A 19,862-nucleotide genomic window follows, 5' to 3' on the forward strand; every position below is an offset into this window, starting at 1 on the left:
ATCTAATAACCTAATCTGCGCAAGGTGATATACGCCATTAACCCTGTGCTGATCTCCAACGAGGACTCGTCAACATCGAAGGTCGGTGTATGCACCGCAGAAGTTATTCCTTTCGATTTATTTCCTGTACCCAGTCGGTAGAAACAAGCATTGATTTCTTGTGAGTAGTAGGAAAAATCTTCCGCAGCTGGCCAAAGATCTAAATCCACGACATTCTCTTTTCCAAGATATTCCTCCGCAAAAGTACGCGCACTCTTCGTCAGTTCAGGCTCATTGATTAAAAATGGATAGCCTTTTCGAACTTCAAAATCACAGGTAGCACCCATACTTTCAGCGATTCCGACAGCCATTTTCACCATCTTTTCATGTGCTTCAGCACGCCAGCGCTCATCGAATGTTCGGAATGTACCTTCGAGATACACTTGATCAGGTACAATATTTGTCGCACCATTCGCAATGATTTTACCAAAAGACAACACCGTCGGAGTGCGGGGGTCCGCAAAGCGGCTCGCAACCTGTTGTAAAGCGGTAATTATATGTGCTGTGATAACAATAGGATCGATATTCTGATGGGGATGTGCACCGTGTCCACCCCTTCCTTTTACCGTCATAAACAGCTCATCACAGGAAGCCATATACTTCCCTTCACGAAATCCGACTTTGCCTACCTCGATAAAGGGCATTACATGTTGACCTATTATAGCGGAAGGTGCAGGATTTTGTAACGCGCCTTCCTTGATCATAATGGATGCTCCTCCGGGCAAACGTTCCTCGCCTGGCTGAAAGATTAATTTCACTGTACCACCAAATTCAGCTTTCAAACGATGTAATATCTTCGCGGTCCCCAAAAGCGAGGATGTATGAACATCATGGCCGCAAGCATGCATGACACCTGGGTTATTGGACCCATAAGGTCTTCCTTCGATTTCCTGAATGGGCAATGCATCCATATCCGCACGTAAAGCGATAACTTCGTCAGAAGGAAGTTCGCCACGAATTAGTGCAACAATACCCGTATCTGCTTTGGCCTCGTAAGGAATGCCTAGTTGATCCAACTGTGTCTTTACAAATGCCGAAGTATTATATTCTTCAAAGGAAAGTTCAGGGTTTTGATGAAGATGTCTACGGTTAGCGACTGTATCTTCAAAATATTGATGGGCTAAGGCCAGGACTTTTTCTTTCGTACTTGCCATGAGGTTGTTTGATTTATTGATAGACAAAAACGCTTTCTGAAAAGACGAAAACGTTACTAAAATATTGACGCAGCTCACGCATAAACGCATTTGCTTCGGAACGACTTCTAAAGTCGCCCACCTTCACCCGGTAATTAGGTTCATCATAGGTGATATAGGTGTCAACATCTTTATACATTCCCCGGAAACGAGTTTGTTCTGAAAAAGCTTGATTTCGGCTGGATCCAGCGAAAATCTGCACACGAAAACCCCGTACCTTGACGCGTGTTGCAGCAGAACGAACAACAGGTTTAGAAGGGACTGTGGTGGTTTTGCTTTCGATAGGATTGATTCCCATTATTGCCCTAAAATTTTGAAGTTGTGTAATCAAAGAATCTTTGGTTACAATAACTCCGCCCTTTTCCTGTGCTTTTACATGAACAATCGTAAATAGCACAAGTGCATGTATGAAAATCAATCCTCTCTTCAGCATAGTTTAACCTTTCTTATCGATTAGTTATTTGCGCCGTGGCAATTTTTATATTTTTTTCCAGAACCACAAGGACATTCGTCATTGCGTCCTACTGTATTCTCATTACGGACAGGCTCTTTCGGGCCATCATTCACATCCTCTTCACTAACGCCTGTAGGGGAAACCAGCTCTGCTTTTGTTTCAACCGTCTTTACAGGAGCTTGAGTTACTTGTCTAGCCTGTAATGAAGTTGTTTCCTGTCCTGGGATCTCACCTTTGAAAATAAAGCTCACGACATCCTTGTTCATAGAAGCCAACATAGACTTGAACAAGTTAAAGGCTTCCATTTTATAGATAATGATTGGATCCTTTTGTTCATAAACAGCATTTTGAACGGATTGTTTTAGATCATCCATTTCACGTAAATGCTCTTTCCATGCTTCGTCGATCAATGCTAGGACGATACCTTTTTCAAAAGATTTGAAAACCTCTTTACCATTGGTGTCGATCGCTTTTTTCAGATTAGCAGAAACCTGGATACCACGTACACCATCTGTAAATGGAATAACGACATTCTCAACAATTTGACCGCGTTCTGCGTATACATTGTTTAATACAGGAACTGTCAATGCACCAATAGCATCTATTTTATGGTGATATGCCCTAATTGCCTGGTCAAAAAGACGGTCTGTCAACCCTTCGATCTTTCCTTGCGCAAATTCTTCAGCAGTGATTTCTGGTGTAATAGCAAAGATACGGATAACCTCAATTTGGAAGTCTTCGTAGTTACCTTGCTCTTTTGCTTCGGCAACGATCTCTTCAGCAACATCAAAAATCATGTTATTCAAATCCACATCCAAACGCTCGCCAAACAAAGCATTTTTACGTTTTGAATAGATTACTGTACGTTGGGAGTTCATGACGTCATCATATTCCAATAGACGTTTACGAATTCCAAAGTTGTTCTCCTCGACTTTACGCTGTGCACGCTCGATAGATTTGGTCAACATACTGTGTTGCATCACTTCACCTTCTTCAACACCCATTTTCACCATGATATTGGAGATTCTTTCAGAAGCAAATAAGCGCATTAAGTTATCTTCCAACGAAACGAAGAATTGTGATGATCCCGGATCTCCCTGACGACCTGCACGACCACGTAACTGACGGTCAACACGACGGGATTCATGTCTTTCAGTACCGATAATGGCAAGACCTCCCGCGTTTTTCACAGCTTCGGCCAATTTAATATCCGTACCACGACCAGCCATATTTGTGGCAATAGTTACTTGTCCGGGGCGACCTGCTTCGGCTACAATATCAGCCTCTTTTTGGTGCAATTTTGCATTCAATACGTTATGTTTGATTTTACGTAACTGAAGCATACGACTCAACAACTCGGAAATTTCAACTGATGTTGTACCAACCAACACCGGGCGACCTTGTTCTGTCAATCGTTGAATTTCTTCTGCTACCGCATTGTATTTTTCGCGCGCAGTACGGTAAATCAAATCTTGACGGTCCTCACGTTGGATACCACGATTTGTAGGGATTTCAACAACATCCAATTTATAGATTTCCCAAAGCTCGCCAGCTTCTGTTGAAGCAGTACCAGTCATCCCCGAAAGTTTGTGGTACATACGGAAGTAATTCTGTAAAGTAATCGTCGCGTACGTTTGTGTCGCATCTTCGACCTTTACATTTTCTTTCGCTTCGATAGCCTGGTGCAAACCGTCTGAGTAACGACGCCCATCCATGATACGGCCAGTTTGCTCATCGACAATTTTTACTTTACCCTCGTCCACGATATATTCCACATCATTCTCAAACAAAGTATATGCTTTCAATAACTGGTTGATTGAGTGAATACGGTCAGCCTTAATCGAATAATCGCGCAATAAGTCCTCTTTCTGAGCTGCTTTTTCTTCCAAAGTCAACGAAGACTTTTCAATTTCCGCAATCTCAGTACCCACATCAGGTAAAATAAAGAATGAAGGATCCTCGCCTGTCGCTGTGATCAATTCAATCCCTTTTTCTGTCAGTTCAACCTGATTATTCTTCTCATCAATGACAAAATAAAGTTCTGCATCAACTTTAGGCATATTTTTATTTTGCTCTTGCATATAGTAGTTCTCTACTTTTTGCAAAATAGAACGGTTCGCACCTTCACTTAAGAATTTGATTAATGCTTTATTTTTAGGTAAACCTCTATAAGCTCTTAATAAAGCCAGACCTCCGCCTTCTACATCAGAATCACCTGCAGCCAAAGCTTTTTTGGCATCATTTAATACGGTATTGATGTAGGCTTTCTGAACATGTACCAAACGCTCGATACGTGGTTTCAATTGATAGAACTCATGCTGATCACCACGAGGGATCGGTCCGGAAATAATCAAAGGTGTACGGGCATCGTCAATTAATACCGAGTCAACCTCATCGACCATCGCAAAATGCAATTTTCCCTGCACCAATGCATCTGGCGTCTGCACCATGTTATCACGCAAATAGTCGAAGCCAAATTCGTTGTTCGTTCCATATACGATATCAGCTTGGTAAGCTTTACGACGTTGAGGAGAGTTTGGTTGGTGTTTATCAATACAATCTACCGATAAACCGTGGAATTCAAATAGCGGAGCGTTCCATTCAGAGTCACGGCGTGCAAGATAGTCATTCACAGTCACGATATGTACCCCTTGTCCAGAAAGCGCGTTCAGGTAAGTTGGCAGGGTTCCAACTAATGTCTTACCCTCACCCGTAGCCATCTCGGCAATTTTCCCGCTATGTAGTACGATACCACCGATCAACTGTACATCATAATGTACCATGTTCCAGGTAACCTCAGTCCCTGCAGCCATCCATTTGTTTTTCCAAATGGCTTTATCTCCATTGATGATAACATTCGGCTTGTAGACAGCCAATTCTCTGTCAAAATCGCTGGCAGTAACTTCCAGTTCTTCATTTTCAGTCAAACGTCTTGAGGTTTCTTTCACCACGGCAAAGGCCTCTGGTAAAATGTCCTTCAATACCTCTTCCAACTTCTTATCACGGTCTTTGGACAATTTGTCCACTTGTTCGTAAATCGAAGTTTTCTTTGCCATATCTTCCTCGTCTTGATCCGCCTCTGCTTTTAGCGTATCTATCTCCTGGTCAATATCTGCGAGGTAATTCTTAATTCTTTCTTTGAAGTCAGCGGTCTTGGCACGTAACTCGTCATTGGTTAGATTTGAAAGTTTATCATATTCAGCTTTGATTTGCTCTACAACTGGCTGAATCCCCTTGATATCTCTTTCGGATTTACTTCCAAATAATTTACTTAAAAACTTTAACATAATTTTTTTTCTATCTCAACTAAAGATTTTGTACAATAATGACTCCAAAGTAAAATTGCAGACAATTTGACACTAATCGGGCAAATTTAGTTATTAGATATGATATCTAACAGCTTACCCTTATTTTTTTTGCGTTATTTTTTTCCGCCGGATATGCAGCCTATTCTCCTTTTCGCTAATTATCCCACTCTCTATGTTTTCTTGCTATAATTATCCCTATCGTTTTCTATCCAGATCAAAAATAGCAATACTTAAAAACATGGCTGATCCTTTCCGTACAGACGATTAAAGTATACAAGGGCTAAATAAAGTTGGGCAATACTATGAAAGAAAAAGTTTTTTATCCGAATGCGGGATAAAGCCCATTTCCTGTGCTTTTTCAAACATTTTAGTAATGGCATTACGCCCTTCAGCCCCCAGTTCGACCGAATACTTATTGACATAAAGCTCAATATGCTTATACATCACCTCCTCGCTCATTTCCTGCGCATGGCTACGGATAAACTCCAAGCCGGACTTTGGATTTGAAAAAGCAAACTCTACACTCTCTTTTAAAATTGTGTTAAGCGTATCTTTCACATCCTTTGGCAACGACCTCTTCACGACGATACCTCCCAGGGGAATCGGAAATTTTGTCGTACTTTCCCAATATTCGCCGAGATCAACCACCTTATACAATCCTTTTTCTGCGTAAGTAAACCGATTTTCATGAATAATAAGTCCCAAATCAATTGAACCATCCAATAATGCACCCTCAATATCGGAAAAAACCAGCTCTATTTTATTGGTTAATTCCGGAAATGCCAGGCCTAACAGGAAATTCGCCGTTGTAAACTTACCCGGATATCCGACCTTCAACTTATCAAATTCGCCTAAACCTTCACCATTCTGCAGTTTATCCTGAAGTTTTTTTGCCAAGTCGGCATCCTTAGCAATAAGCATTGGCCCTACACCAAAGCCCAGAGCGCTACCTGCATCCAAGAGTTCATAGTCTTCAACGGCATAAGCAAAAGCATGATAACTCAGTTTGGTGATATCAAGATCTCCTTGGAAGGCCTTTAAATTTAATGTCTCAACGTCTTGATACGCTACTTCAAACTCCAGCCCTCTTGTATCGATCTTATGATGAATCAAGGCGTCAAATATAAATGTATCGTTTGGACAGGGAGAAAACCCCAATGTTAATTTCATCTTATTCTTCTTAAAATATGGACAGATAAAAATTTCGTAAACAAGTACTGTGCTGCCACTTATTTACATGTTGTTTTATACCGTCACTTTATGTGTAATTAAATATAATATCATGGCTAAAAATGTCATGAGAATAATTCCTTTTCCTATTTGATCATTACCTGAACGGTATGCAAACCTTAAGAAAATCAAATTGATCAATACGGCAATGGTATAGGTTGCCATTGGCTTCTCGGGCAGAAAATGAAGTTCGATATCGGTGAAACGCACCAACAAAAATGCCAGCAAGGGAAAAGCAATTCCTATGCCCGAGCCTACCCAAAGATTATTTTTCACCTTTGCTATGTTTTGTTGTACCTTCCAAATGGTCAAAACTCCATGAATTCAGTTCGGGTATGGCATGATGTGCAGTCATATCAAACTGCGTAGGAACAACCGATACATAGCCATTTGCCAGCGCATAGCTATCCGTATCTTCCCCCCGATCCTGCAAAACAAATTTTCCCGTGGTCCAATAATAATCACGGTTGTGGGGGTCTATACGCTCATCAAATTCCTCCACCCAATGTCCTCCAGCCTGTCTACAGATTTTAATCCCCTTGAACCCTTGCGTTTGCGGAAAATTAACATTCAGCAAGGTGTTTTTAGGTAGGCCGTTGGCCAAGACCTGTTCTGTTATGGAAATTACATATGGCCTACAGTAGCTAAAGTCTGCATCATGAGAAAAATTATCCAACGAAAAACCGACAGACGGTATTCCTTCGATCGCCCCCTCCACCGCAGCGGACATTGTTCCTGAATACAGCACATTGATGGAATTGTTGAGTCCATGGTTAATCCCGGACACGCAGATATCCGGCTTCTGCCCTTTGAAGACTTTATTCACCGCAAGCTTGACACAATCAACGGGTGTTCCTGAACATTGATACATCTCCACTCCTTCGTAGAGATTGATTTTATCCAATCGCAGCGGCCGACCGAGCGTGATCGCATGTCCCATCCCCGATTGTGCTGAATCCGGTGCGACGACAACCACATTGCCAATCTTTTGCATTTCTTCCAACAACACCTTAATCCCCGGAGCTGTGATACCATCGTCGTTAACAACTAAAATATTCGGTTTCTTCTTTACCATATACGAAGTTAGCAAATCTGAAACCGAGATGTAAATAATAAGGACAATTTTAATTCATAGAAACGCTCATTGGGGCTATTGAGTACAGGATTGGTCTCGTTTTCTAGGAATTAGAACCCAAAAGGATTAACTTTGAGCTTGCCAAAACGGGCGGAGGATCTGCGCCGATTTGGTCAACGATGCCATTTTATGTACGGTGTCGCCATAGCCTTTGTAAAGATCATGATAAGCTACAAAATAATCTTCCAGCAGATCATATACCTGTAATAATACGGACAGGAAATCCTCTAGGTCAGTGCTCAACGATTCAACATCGACATTCATATCGCTGGCAAACTCAAATACCTCATCCAGTACCTTGAATTTTAAAGGATCTAATGGTTTTTCATATCTGTAATACTTATCTACAATATCATTGTATACTTGCTCACGCAGGGCAATACGATCATAGAATCTCACCGTACGCCGATGCGCTTCTTCAATTTTTAGGTAACAGTCACGCAGTTCGATCTGTAATTTGATATCCACATCAGCCAGCGGCTGCTCCTGATTTAGCTCTCCTGTCTCCTTGTACCATTCCAGCATATCTGTCAAGTCGGCAATTTCTGCATCAAGATCTGCCAGCGCGATGGACTCCAATAGGGTATTCCCTCTTTCCTCTACGAAGCGAGTTTTCATGAACCAGGCTTGATCATGTGATTTTCTATACGCCAATAATGCTCCTTCTTCCAATTGGCTAGGGGAGCCAATATCCTCTGTCAGGTAATTTATCGTTCTTAACGGATGGTTGATCGTGATATTTCTCATATCCATGGTTATTGTTTATTCTAAATTGGCAATCGCTTATTTAAAGCTAACAAAGAAAAAATATATTCGGTAAAAAAGTGGCAATTTCCCTCTGCTATGCCTAAGGGAAATTACCACTATTAACCGTTACACGATATAACATCGTACGGAATCACTGTAAACAGGTGTAGGATCGGGTCCCAAATAAGTTACACGAAACTCGTATTCCTGCAAATGTTCGAGGTCTCTGATTGAAACCTTCGATTTTGGACTAATGACTGTTGTCCAGGCATTTGCACCGACCGCACGGTACTCAAATTGGTAGAAGCGCGCTGATTGCCATGATTTGACTCCCAGCTCAGCCATCAGCAAGCCTTGTGCCCCCAATTGTACGGTCAATCTGGTTGGCTTCGGAGAAATACCGACGTAGCCTGCGTTTGCTTTGTCCTTTGACGGAATAAATCCCGCTGCCAGAATTAGGTTGGCATCTCCGTTTGCGACAAGCTCTACATGTAATGAAAGATGGTACAAAGCCTGTTTCAGCCTAGCTCCGTGCTGATTTTTGATAACGACTTGACGCTTATCGCGATAATTCGCTTCGGTAATACCATCTCGGAAAAGCTCGAGAACTACACCCAGATCCGCCAGAAGTGTCGTGGCTTCGGGGAAAAGACTTGCGTTTTCAGTAGATTTTTTGAAAACATTTTCAGCATACTTAAGCAGTTTTGCTTCAGTGTTAGTTTGATTTGATACTGTTGGCTTTGCCATAATTGTAATAATTTAAAATGTAAATAAATTTGTTAATGGCTCAAATCTACGACAGCCTCCTGGCGAAAATGGGGGCAAAATCGGCCAACTTTTCGGCGAAACAGGACTTTCTGTTGCCGATTTTGCCCCCTCCATTGAAAAATAGACTAAAAATCATAACCAGCTCCCCCTTAAAGTCACATTTTAGTGGTAAGCAAACACTTACTGTTGGGATCCTGCTTTTGGTTAAATGCATTCAGCTTTTCATCAAATGATACCAGTGATGAACCAAATGATATCAGCGATGAACCAAATGAGTTCAGACTTGACAATATTTTGATCTCGTTTGATCAAAAAGTTAATCCATTTGGATGATCGCTGATCTCGAATGGACCAAAGCAGAGCTGTTTTAGAGGAAATGTAATCAAGGATAAGAGAAACGATCTTACTGTTTGCTCAAATGAAGGCAGTGTTGAGCTGACGTTAAACTCATTTGAACAAAAGATGAACTCATCTCGGTCATCACTGATCTCGTTTACAACAACAGCATCCTCATTTGAAGCGAGCTTGCTTGCTTTTGACACAAATGGACTATGGGATTAGAGAAACCAGGTCTTGTTCGAATAGGATGAGGCATAATTTTATCCCAGTGAACGAATTGATTTCTTAACAAAAGGCTCTTTTTTACGTCTTTGAGCTCTAAATTCATTGGGACCTATTCCAAATCGCTTTTTAAATTGTCGGGAAAAGTTCTTTGCACAAGCAAAATTAAGCGAGAATGCGATGGAAGCTAATGTATCATCGGTGTGCAGCAGATATTCTTTTGCATCCAACAATCGATATTCGAGGATCATACCGACGACGGTAAAGGATTTCCCTTCAAAGCTACGTGAGAGTTTACGCACGCTTACATTCATTGCATCGGCGATCTTGGTGACCGAGATATCCTCGTCACTAAAATGTTGACGGATATAACGAACAGCGTTATGATAAAGCATTGCATCGCTGTTATCAGCAGCAGGTTGAGCTGGCTTTAAGTCCTGAAACAGTTGCTGGAATAACCGCAAGTTCCAATTTGCTAGCTGAAAGCCTGTACCAAAAGAGCGAAATTCAAAACGTTGCAACGACGCTAAAATAGCATATAGCTTGCTCTGGATCGGGGTATGGCCAAAATAAAATTCAGTTTGTTGATTACTACCGGTTATTAAAGTCTTCAGTTTGGGATACTCGATCATTAAACCGTCCAAATGTTTTCCCGCGATCCCCAATGTCAGAAACCATGACTTTCCTTCATGAAGTACTAATTCGGGCGACTGTTCTTTCAGTTGATAGCAATGAGCCTGTCCCGATGAAATCACTAATGGCGCTGTCAATTTAAGTTTTCCATTGCCAACGAAATGAAGATGGATCCAAAAGGAATAATCATCCGTTTTTATAGGAACAGAAAATGGCTTATCAATGCTTTCCTGCTTGCATTCAATCCACGCGAAGTCAGCGGTCTGGAATATGCGTTGGTTTGCTATTGCTATTGGCAACAGTAGTTGCCCCTCCTCAGACTCTGGCAAAAAAGCCAAATAACCATCGTATTTTCTATTGGTATTTGATCGTGTATATAGTGATTGAACAAAATTCTGCTTGAGCATGCAAATAATTGGTGTCTTACATTAAATTTAATGACTTTATGTGTAACAACAAAACAGGCCATAATTTTGTTACGACCTATAAACCGGAAATTTCTCCCAGGGCTGTAACAGATCGAATATTACTGCTATCCTGAATCTTGAAATCAATAAGATTATTTAATCGTTTTACGACAGATTTTTCAAAGTTTACTTTATGAAATTTCAAAGTTTAACATCAGATATTTCAAAATTAGTTTCAAGATATCTCAAAATTAAAGACAATAAAATTTAAAATACTTTGCTGAGTTGGTCAGCCCTCAAACAGCGAACCCTCATCTAATCTATGGTGCTGATGAAGATATCATCCGAAACAATGTACAGGTGCTATCGTGGAAAAAACCAGAAATTTACTAAAATAACCCGGCTCAAGTAGTTAAAATAAGGACAAAAAATTTATAGCAAATCAATACGACATCGATTGCGTAAGATTGTATCGTTTTTGAAAAATATTAGCCCTAAATTTAGCTTTCAAATAAAGAAAAATCATTCAGTTATGAGCATTAATTTTGAATCCCGTTATGCAATCGGGCCTAAAGAATACAAAACGTTAGATACACAAGGATTAAGAGATAATTTTCTCATTGAAAAAGTTTTTGAAACGGATAAAATTAACTTTGTGTATACACACTATGATCGTTACATGGCCGGTGGGGCAATGCCTGTAAATTCTAAAATTAAATTAGAAACAATCCCTGAATTATTAAAAGAACCTTACTTTCTCTCTAGAAGAGAATTGGGTATTATCAATGTCGGCGGTAATGGGCAGGTAGAGGTAGATGGAACATTGTATGAACTTAAAACCAAAGAAGCGCTCTATATCGGACAAGGCGCAAAAGATATCTATTTTTCAAGCCAAGACAGTGCGAATCCGGCAAAGTTTTATTTAAACTCAACTCCAGCGCACCAGAGTTATCCTACCAAAAAGGTCACTAAGGAAGATGCCAATAAAATAGAATTAGGATCTCTGGAAACAGCCAACCACCGTACCATCAATCAGATGTTGCTGAATAAAGTTGTACAGACCTGTCAGCTACAAATGGGAATGACAGAGCTAAAGCCAGGATCCGTATGGAATACGATGCCATCGCATACGCATGACCGTCGTATGGAGGTTTATTTTTACTTTGAATTGCCAGAAGGTCAGGCTGTATCTCATTTTATGGGACCGATAGACGAAACACGTCATATCTGGATGCATAATGATCAGGCTGTCATTTCTCCACCTTGGTCAATTCACTCAGGAGCTGGAACATCCAACTATACATTTATCTGGGGTATGGCGGGCGAAAACCTCGACTACGATGATATGGATAAATGTGCTATTACCGAACTTAAGTAGTATTTAGATAATAGATTTGAGATCTTGGCTGGTCAAGCATCCCGCTTACAAACACTGTCTTTAATCTTTTTTCTTTAATCCTTTATCAAATGAAGAGAACATTCATATTAAGTTTAACGCTAGGGCTTTCGAGTATCGCTTTTGCCCAAAACAATAAGACGATTACGGTTAAAAATCCTTCAGCAGTATCTAGAACAGAGCTGATCAGTATTCCTTATGCAACATTCGAAAAACATTTCGAGTTGAAGAAAAATGTCTTTACGATTGTTGATAGCAAGGATAAAGCGGAACTGGCTTACCAATTGGAAAAGCTAGGACAGTCAACCCCTCAAAATGTACTGATACAAGTATCTATTGCGCCTCGAAGTGCTTTGACTTTTGGTGTAACTGGAAATAATCCAAAAACCGTTGCGACCAAAACATTTGCACGTTATGTCCCCGAACGTAAGGATGACTTTGCCTGGGAAAATGACATTGCTGCATTCAGGGCCTATGGAAAAGCATTAGAGGGTAGCTCTGAAGATGCCCAAGGATTTGATTTTTGGGCTAAGAGAACAAATGACCTTATTATTGACGAATGGTATAAAACAGGGGATTATCATGCCGATCATGGTAAAGGCTTAGATTACTATTCTGTGGGTCAAACTCTAGGAGTAGGCGACGCAACTCCATTTATTGATCAGCAGGTCGTCTATCACAAACATTATCGTCAATATGAAGTCTTAGATAATGGTCCCTTACGCACGACGTTTAAGCTTATCTATGAACCAGAAAATGTCAAGGGTCAAAATATACAAGTTGAAAAAACAGTCTCGCTGGACGCGGGAAGCCAACTGAACAAAATACGTTATGCAATCAAAAATACGACTTCAAGCAGCACCCCTGTAGTCGTTGGTCTTGCCAAACGAAAAGAGGATAAACCTCAGCTCTTAAATGACACCAAAAATGGTATTTTAGCTTATTGGGAGCCTGCAGAGGGGGATAAAATCACTGGGACCGCCGTGATCTTGCCTAACAAAGTAAAATATATATTTAAGGATAGCCCAAAACAGTTTTTATTGGCAACTACGGTCACAAACAACAGCCCTTTGACCTATTTTGCTGGAGCTGCATTCAACAAAGCGGGAAAAATAACCAGTTTTGATCAATGGCAATCCTATATCAGAGAATTCAGAAATAACTTAAATCAACCATTAACGATAAAATACTCGAAATAATGTCCATACTGCAATCTTTTGATTTGACCGGGAAGGTCGCTTTGGTAACTGGCTGTAAAAGAGGCATAGGTAAAGCTATAGCCGAAGCATTAGCGGAAGCTGGGGCAGATATCATTGGTGTTTCAGCATCGCTGGAGACAACAGGGTCGGCGGTAGAAAGATCCATCCAAGCATTAGGAAGGAATTTTTATGCTTATCAATGTGATTTTTCAAAAAGAACCGAACTCTATCAATTTATTGAAAAAGTAAAATCGGAGCATCCAACCATAGACATCCTTTTCAACAACGCCGGAAATATCCTACGTAAACCAGCAGCTGAACATCCCGATGAGTACTGGGATGAAATCATTGAAATCAATCAAAATGCACAATTCATCCTGACAAGGGAAATTGGAAAAGATATGATTTCACGTGGAACTGGAAAAATTGTATTCACGGCATCGTTATTGACTTTTCAAGGCGGCATAAACGTTCCTGGATATGCAGCCTCCAAAGGTGCAATAGGGTCATTGGTAAAGGCTTTTGCAAATGAATGGGCCGCTAAGGGAGTAAATGTAAATGGTTTTGCTCCAGGTTATATTGCAACGGATAATACGGAAGCATTGAGAGACGATCCAGAGCGTTCTAAATCTATCCTGGACCGTATACCTGCTGGACGCTGGGGTACGCCGGAAGACTTTAAAGGCCCAGCGGTATTCCTTGCTTCAAAAGCAGCAAATTACGTACATGGCACCATCCTTACTGTCGATGGTGGCTGGATGGGAAGATAAAAAATCAACCTTTTAGGATTTTTCGTTTTAAAAGTCTTTGTCCTTCGGGGTAAAGACTTTTTTTACGATCCTAAATCCGAGATTACTGAATGAGGCATTCGGGCTAACAGAACCAATATAGACTGTATTGAATGCCGAACAGCTATTTCTACTGCACCACCATGACCCTCCTCTTGCATGAGCCACATAACGCTCCCCATCCCTATTTAGCTTGCCCCAACAAAATTCAAATACATTACCAAATACATCATAAAGTCCCCATGGATTCGGTCTGAATGCCCCTACCGGAGAAGTATACATATAACCGTCGGATAAGTCAGCTTTAAGGTGATCCCTACCATGCCATATATTGGCATATTGACCTATATTTTCCTTATTCACCCCATCAAAATAACGTCCATCATTTCCCGCTCGCGCAGCGACCTCCCACTCCTCAAAAGTGGGTAAGCGGCAATTAGCCCAAGCGCAAAAAGCCAATGCGTCTTTAAAAGATATACAAGTAACAGGATGATCCATTTTGTCCATTATACCACCCCGGCTTATCCCATTTGGAAAACGCCAATAAGCAGTACTATCCTGCAGCCACCGGAATTCCGCAAGCCCAGGCTCAAATACCATCGCATTATGATATCGTTCTGCCAAAGTCTGATAGCCCGTCGCCTGTATAAATTTTTCAAATTCGGCATTGGTCAGTTCGTATTGGGCAATCCAAAAAGGTTCAACGTGTACTGTTCTTTTCGGATTATCCAGACTCATCGTATCCCCCAATTGATAATCTCCCCCAGGAATTAAAACATATCCCTTCTCCTGCCCCATTAATGATAGACAGTTTAGGAGAAATATGGCCCATATCAATATTGCTAATCTCACTGGTTTTGACGTTTGTTGTAGAGGGTTTTAGCGGATTCAATAATATACGCTTCGTTGGCGCTCGAAAAATTTATGCAACTATCATAATGTGTATCTGCTCCGTATAACGTATTGTATATTTTAGATTGTTCAAACCCTTCCAAATCTGATTTCTTTAATAACTGGAGCAAAGTGGTCAATATATCCTTATCCTTCGGATTTTTTTTATAAAAACTGATCAAAAAAGGAATACTTTCCCATCCATCAATCTCTATCAAAGCAGTTTTATAGTTTAATCCAAGGGAACGATTTCGGCTCGCTTGATTCCTAATCAAATCGATTATTCTTTTTTTATTATCTTTCATAAACCGGAGTTGCCGTTCACTCCAGAAGACACCATTATAAACAAAAAGTAAATGCCCAAATATCTTCTTCTGGGGTTCGAATACAAACATTCGCTCGGCACAAGCCTGACTATAGATTTCCGGATAGATCATGGTATAAGTAAACTTTTCTTCGAAGCTCAACTTGTCAAAGTTGGTGCGCGAAATTCCAGCATCATAGTCTACCAATGCCTCATCTGGCAGACTCTTCAGTCGTTGTTTAACTAGGTCCTGAACCTTCTTGAGACCAAAAGGGGGTATGCTTGCCCTTTCCCGCATAGCATAATAAAGTGAATCTTTTGATCGCGGTTCATCCCAGGCGGCATCTTTATATTCTTGACCAAAACTCGGACTGCTGATAAAGCCAAGCAAAATCAGCCAACAAGCCCATATTTTATTTACCTTTTTTTTCATTGTAATACCCCATTGCTCTACGATAGATTAATGCTTCATTCTCCTTATTATAGTCTAAATAGGAATAGTAGTTACTCGTATCGCCATATAGCTTTTTGAATGAAGTTGACTTCATGAATTCGCTATACTCGCCACGTTTCATCAGTAATAACAATAAAGTCAATGCATCCTTATCTTTAGGGGTATTCTTTGCATATTCAATGATAAATGGAATCATTTGCCAGCCATTGATCTGTTCAATAGTTTCTTTATAATTCACCCCCATCCGTTTACTTCTTGTAACAGACTCCTGGATGAGCCTCATGACTGAATCCCTATTTTCCTGTAGAAAATCTGTCTGCCTCTCCGACCACCACGCTTCATTAAAACCATCGAGCAACTTGCCAAATATCTTCTTATCGATGGCCTTTTGGTTTTCGGGTATATCGCAATTTTGAGCATATACTTCAGCGTGGATCATCGTATACGTAAATTTTTCACGTAAACTAAGATTCTTAAAATCAACTGCGGAGAGAGCCAATACTCCAGTATCTGTACCATCTTTATCCGCTACTGGGGATAATTTTGCTATCATTGCTTTGACTTTAGCCAATCCATAGGGTGGTATTGTCATCTTCGTTCTGAATTCAATAGCAGCGGGATCCATGATATAATCACTTCCCGCTTCGTTTTCTGTCTGCGCAAAAACACGGGTCAGGCTACTTAGACAAATAAGTATTAAAAATAAACCTCTCATAAAATATAATTAATGCTATTTAAAAGTAATAAAATTATTCCTACCAAAAACAATTCCATTTCTCAAATCCAATATCATAAACTTTATCTACTTCTGATCCCTAATGGCATTACTTTCGATATATCTACATTTTCCAAAGCTATGCGCTGCTCCATTAGTTTTCAAAGGACATAGAAAACAAAAATCCCCGGACCTTTTAGCAAGTCCGGGGATTCACTTTGTATATTTTGCAATCCTTATGAATAAAGCCCTTTTTTATCTATAAAATCAATCACTTTTTGCGGCGTGAAAAACTGAATATTCTTATGCTCTTTAATTGCCTTTCGCAGAAAGGTAGAGGAAAGTTCCATTAAGGGTGTATCAGTCATGGTTATGGAAGGATGATCCTTTAGCTTCCCACCATGATAGCCTGGCCGGGGATACACATAAATATGATAATCACGCAAAATAATCTCAGCATTCTTCCATTTCTCCAATGATTCTAAGATATCCTCACCCATTAAAAGCACGAATTCTCTAGTCGGATATTTTTCCTTTAGATAGGTTAATGTATCTATGGTGTAGGATGGTACCGGCAAATGGAATTCGATGTCACTTACGCGTAAATGTTCACAATCTTCAACCGCAAGATTTAGCATTTCCAAACGGTCATAGGGATCTGCTAAGGTTGATTTCTTCTTAAAGGGGTTCTGTGGCGATACTACAAACCAAACTTCATCCAGCCCGGTAAAATTGGCCATGTAATTTGCTATAATCAAATGCCCAACATGCACCGGATTAAAAGAACCAAAAAACAAACCAATCTTTTTCATCTAGCGCTTTATTTATTGATAAAACCCATGACAATTTCTTCTGCTTCAGCACAGGCCGTCGCCAGATCATAATTCTTCAGGATCACATCAAACTTATTCGCATAGGTAAGTTCCAATTCAGCTTTAGCAAATCGCTCTTGCAGCTTTTCCTCCGAATCTGTGCCGCGTCCGGTCAGACGTTCTTTAAGCACTTCCAAGGAAGGTGGCTGTACAAATATGGAGATAGCCTGTTCTGGGAATTTAGATTTCAGGCGCAACCCACCAACAACATCGATATCGAAAATAACATTTTTACCCTCTTTCCAGATGCGTTCGATTTCTGAACGCAAAGTGCCATAGAATGTACCCGAATATACCTCTTCAAATTCGATAAACTCTTGTTTGGCCACTTTATGCAAAAATTCTTCCTTGGACATAAAGTAGTAGTCTTTTCCATCGACTTCCTGTCCCCTGGGATCGCGGGTACTCGCAGAAATAGAAAATTCTATTTTATCACCATGTTTACTTAATAGGTCTCTTACTATAGTTGTTTTTCCCGCCCCTGACGGTGCTGAGAAAATAATTAATTTACCGCTCATCCTTATAATACGTTGAGCAATTGCTCCTTTATTTTTTCTAATTCTTCTTTCATTCTGACCACGATTTGCTGAATACCGGCATGATTAGCTTTGGACCCTAAGGTATTGATTTCACGGCCCATTTCTTGAGAGATAAAACCTAGTTTCTTACCATTGGAGTCAGCAGAATCAAAGGCTTTCAGAAAATAGTTACAATGGGAACGCAATCTAACTTTCTCTTCAGTGACATCCAATTTATCGATATAATAAACAAGTTCCTGTTCAAAACGATTTTGATCTACGTTCTCTTTGCCCACGCTGTCATTTAGAAATTGCTCTATACGTTGTCTGATCAATGGGATACGCTCAACTTCCAAACCTTCCACCTCACCCAGATAAGTCAAGATAAGTTCAGCTCTCTTTTTTAGATCTTGGGCCAGTACATTTCCCTCGTCCTCACGGAATGTATTGAAATGTCTGACCGCATCGTAAAAAGCATCCATCAATACGCTGGATTCTTCATCATCAACTGTATCATCGTTATTGGTGACAACTTCCGGCATATTCAACGCCAATTCAAATAGATTAACTTGGTTATCATTTAGTTCATTTGCAATCTGCTGCAATTGACCATAATATTTTTTCAGTAAATCAGCGTTGATGGATGAAGCCTTGGCTGTTTGATCAGTATATTCTACGGTCACGTTCAGATTAACTTTTCCGCGTTCAATAAGTTTACTGCACTCTGTGCGCAAGGTCAATTCTTTGTCCGAAACTACTTTGGGCAGACGAAGATTTAATTCAAGGAATTTTGAATTTAAGGACTTTATTTCGACACTATACTTGACTTTACCGTTTTCTTTGGAAGCCGTGCCATATCCTGTCATGGATTTTATCATATGCAAAGGTATGACTTTTCGAATAAAAGTTGAAGACGCAACATAGATTAATTGCTGATACTCCTCAAATTACCTTCAAATAGGATATTTTATTTACCAGTCATGCTTAGCAATAATAACAACGAGATAGCTTTCGTAAGGTCTGGCCCCCTTACACTTTACATAGCCGATTCCGATATCATATAGCGAGCCATTCCACTGATCCATACCTAACAGATGTGTACGGTGATGATAACCGGGTGCCTCTCTACCGATGATCAATGCTTTAATCGCATCGGTCGCACTGGCACGATTAGCAGCAATGGATTCAAAATTATTGGCATTCCTTTTTTTTAACCAAGCCTGATTGAGCGGGTATCCGGCTTCTTCGATAAAATAATTGGGGCCATAACCCTCAGGAGAGACATGATCAAAATAAGACCGTTTGGCCATATCCTTAGCACGATATTCTGCCACTTCGGCAAGTTGTTTGTTCCAATTAAGCTTTGTTCGGGTAACCTTATGCAAATTAAAAAGCTTCAGTTCCTTTTTATATCTCTCAGGATTTGTTCGGATTTTATTCAAGAGATCGTAGGCTTCTTTCGCTTGGTGACGATCGACAGAGACACGTTGCCCCAAAGCAAGCTGTGTGACAAATAAGGTAAATGCTAAAATGAAGTATTTCATATCAATCCTTTAACCTTAAAAGACTGACTTTAGTATTTAACGTTTAATCTTTTTTTGACCTTTTAACCACTAAAAACTGTATCAACATGGGTATTAGGCTAATAAATATGATAGCTAATACAACCAAGGAAAAATTCTGCTTGAAAAAAGGAATCTGCCCAAAAAAGTAACCCGCTAGAATAAATAACGATACCCATAATATACCACCTGCTATATTGTATTTGCCAAAAATGCGGTATGGCATTTTGCCAATACCAGCTACAAAAGGGGCAAAAGTTCGGACAATAGGTACAAAACGAGCATAAACAATGGTTTTAGTACCATATTTTGCATAGAAATCTTGTGTTTTTTGAAGATAGGATGGTTTAAAAATTTTTGAATCTGGTTTAAAAACTCGAATTCCAAAATATTTACCTATCTCATAATTCACAAAATCGCCAGAAATAGCCGCACATATTAGAATAAATAGGAAAAGTGACAGTGAAAGATTGCTTTCTGGTCGGGCAATAATGGTTCCCAATGCAAATAATACTGAATCTCCCGGAAGGAATGGTGTAACCACAAATCCTGTTTCAGCAAATATAATCAAGAATAGAATGAAATAAGTCCATCCAGCATAGGTATTGACAATCTGCAACAGGTGTTGATCAATATGTAGGATAAAATCGACCAGCTGAGAAACAATCTCCATATTTGATAAATAAAA

The 19,862-nt window shown here is 40.1% G+C and carries 20 protein-coding genes; 3 read left to right on the plus strand and 17 right to left on the minus strand.

Annotated elements, in window-relative coordinates; translation table 11 throughout:
• Nucleotides 1-2: 2 nt before the first annotated feature.
• The 9 genes from BWD42_RS13275 to BWD42_RS13320 all read right to left on the minus strand — a co-directional run bounded on the left by BWD42_RS13275 (nt 3) and on the right by BWD42_RS13320 (nt 10,475).
• The gene (locus BWD42_RS13275) at nt 3-1,193 is read right to left on the minus strand and encodes a M20 family metallopeptidase (RefSeq protein ID WP_077436853.1); all 1,191 of its coding nucleotides are present in this window, start codon (nt 1,191-1,193) and stop codon (nt 3-5) included.
• A 13-nt stretch (nt 1,194-1,206) separates the two neighbouring features.
• Entirely contained in the window at nt 1,207-1,665 is a 459-nt protein-coding gene (locus BWD42_RS13280; protein ID WP_077436854.1) for an SPOR domain-containing protein, read from the minus strand.
• A 20-nt stretch (nt 1,666-1,685) separates the two neighbouring features.
• The gene (gene secA, locus BWD42_RS13285; RefSeq protein ID WP_077436855.1) at nt 1,686-4,973 is read right to left on the minus strand and encodes a preprotein translocase subunit SecA; all 3,288 of its coding nucleotides are present in this window, start codon (nt 4,971-4,973) and stop codon (nt 1,686-1,688) included.
• A gap of 321 nt (nt 4,974-5,294) precedes the next feature.
• Entirely contained in the window at nt 5,295-6,164 is an 870-nt protein-coding gene (locus tag BWD42_RS13290; RefSeq protein WP_077436856.1) for a menaquinone biosynthesis family protein, read from the minus strand.
• Between the two features lie 75 nt (nt 6,165-6,239).
• Complete coding sequence (locus BWD42_RS13295) at nt 6,240-6,500, minus strand: hypothetical protein (RefSeq protein ID WP_077436857.1); 261 nt, start codon at nt 6,498-6,500, stop codon at nt 6,240-6,242.
• Nucleotides 6,490-7,299, minus strand: a complete 810-nt coding sequence (surE, locus tag BWD42_RS13300; RefSeq protein WP_077436858.1) for a 5'/3'-nucleotidase SurE — start codon at nt 7,297-7,299, stop codon at nt 6,490-6,492. Before surE ends, BWD42_RS13295 begins: the two co-directional genes overlap by 11 nt.
• A gap of 126 nt (nt 7,300-7,425) precedes the next feature.
• Nucleotides 7,426-8,106: a hypothetical protein gene (locus BWD42_RS13305; RefSeq protein WP_139351150.1), complete on the minus strand. Its 681-nt coding sequence runs from the start codon at nt 8,104-8,106 to the stop codon at nt 7,426-7,428.
• A gap of 126 nt (nt 8,107-8,232) precedes the next feature.
• Complete coding sequence (locus tag BWD42_RS13310; protein WP_077436860.1) at nt 8,233-8,853, minus strand: hypothetical protein; 621 nt, start codon at nt 8,851-8,853, stop codon at nt 8,233-8,235.
• Nucleotides 8,854-9,473: 620 nt separating this feature from the next.
• Nucleotides 9,474-10,475, minus strand: a complete 1,002-nt coding sequence (locus BWD42_RS13320) for a helix-turn-helix domain-containing protein (RefSeq protein ID WP_077436862.1) — start codon at nt 10,473-10,475, stop codon at nt 9,474-9,476.
• 532 nt (nt 10,476-11,007) lie between these two features.
• Here BWD42_RS13320 and kduI point away from each other — a divergent pair.
• From kduI to BWD42_RS13335, 3 genes are all read left to right on the plus strand, one after another.
• A complete protein-coding gene (kduI, locus tag BWD42_RS13325; protein WP_077436863.1) occupies nt 11,008-11,853 on the plus strand; it encodes a 5-dehydro-4-deoxy-D-glucuronate isomerase in 846 nt (281 codons plus the stop codon).
• 89 nt (nt 11,854-11,942) lie between these two features.
• The gene (locus tag BWD42_RS13330; RefSeq protein WP_077436864.1) at nt 11,943-13,070 is read left to right on the plus strand and encodes a DUF4861 family protein; all 1,128 of its coding nucleotides are present in this window, start codon (nt 11,943-11,945) and stop codon (nt 13,068-13,070) included.
• Nucleotides 13,071-13,075: 5 nt separating this feature from the next.
• Nucleotides 13,076-13,840: an SDR family oxidoreductase gene (locus BWD42_RS13335; protein ID WP_175992064.1), complete on the plus strand. Its 765-nt coding sequence runs from the start codon at nt 13,076-13,078 to the stop codon at nt 13,838-13,840.
• A 27-nt stretch (nt 13,841-13,867) separates the two neighbouring features.
• Here the strand turns inward: BWD42_RS13335 and BWD42_RS13340 are convergent, their stop codons facing one another.
• The 8 genes from BWD42_RS13340 to BWD42_RS13375 form a co-directional block, all read right to left on the minus strand.
• A complete protein-coding gene (locus BWD42_RS13340; protein WP_217700074.1) occupies nt 13,868-14,710 on the minus strand; it encodes an SUMF1/EgtB/PvdO family nonheme iron enzyme in 843 nt (280 codons plus the stop codon).
• Nucleotides 14,707-15,486: a hypothetical protein gene (locus tag BWD42_RS13345; protein ID WP_077436867.1), complete on the minus strand. Its 780-nt coding sequence runs from the start codon at nt 15,484-15,486 to the stop codon at nt 14,707-14,709. Before BWD42_RS13345 ends, BWD42_RS13340 begins: the two co-directional genes overlap by 4 nt.
• The gene (locus BWD42_RS13350; protein WP_077436868.1) at nt 15,467-16,222 is read right to left on the minus strand and encodes a hypothetical protein; all 756 of its coding nucleotides are present in this window, start codon (nt 16,220-16,222) and stop codon (nt 15,467-15,469) included. Before BWD42_RS13350 ends, BWD42_RS13345 begins: the two co-directional genes overlap by 20 nt.
• 236 nt (nt 16,223-16,458) lie before the next feature.
• Nucleotides 16,459-17,034 carry a nicotinate (nicotinamide) nucleotide adenylyltransferase gene (gene nadD / locus BWD42_RS13355; RefSeq protein ID WP_077436869.1) on the minus strand — a complete coding sequence of 192 codons (576 nt, stop codon included), beginning with the start codon at nt 17,032-17,034 and terminating at the stop codon, nt 16,459-16,461.
• 8 nt (nt 17,035-17,042) lie between these two features.
• On the minus strand, nt 17,043-17,612 hold the full coding sequence (gmk, locus tag BWD42_RS13360; protein ID WP_077436870.1) for a guanylate kinase: 570 nt from the start codon (nt 17,610-17,612) through the stop codon (nt 17,043-17,045).
• 2 nt (nt 17,613-17,614) lie between these two features.
• A complete protein-coding gene (locus BWD42_RS13365) occupies nt 17,615-18,490 on the minus strand; it encodes a YicC/YloC family endoribonuclease (protein ID WP_077436871.1) in 876 nt (291 codons plus the stop codon).
• A 93-nt stretch (nt 18,491-18,583) separates the two neighbouring features.
• Entirely contained in the window at nt 18,584-19,156 is a 573-nt protein-coding gene (locus tag BWD42_RS13370) for a CAP domain-containing protein (RefSeq protein ID WP_077436872.1), read from the minus strand.
• 43 nt (nt 19,157-19,199) lie between these two features.
• On the minus strand, nt 19,200-19,847 hold the full coding sequence (locus BWD42_RS13375; RefSeq protein WP_077436873.1) for a DedA family protein: 648 nt from the start codon (nt 19,845-19,847) through the stop codon (nt 19,200-19,202).
• Nucleotides 19,848-19,862 lie beyond the last annotated feature (15 nt).

This window comes from Sphingobacterium sp. CZ-UAM, assembly GCF_002000245.1.
In the GTDB taxonomy this organism is placed as follows: domain Bacteria; phylum Bacteroidota; class Bacteroidia; order Sphingobacteriales; family Sphingobacteriaceae; genus Sphingobacterium.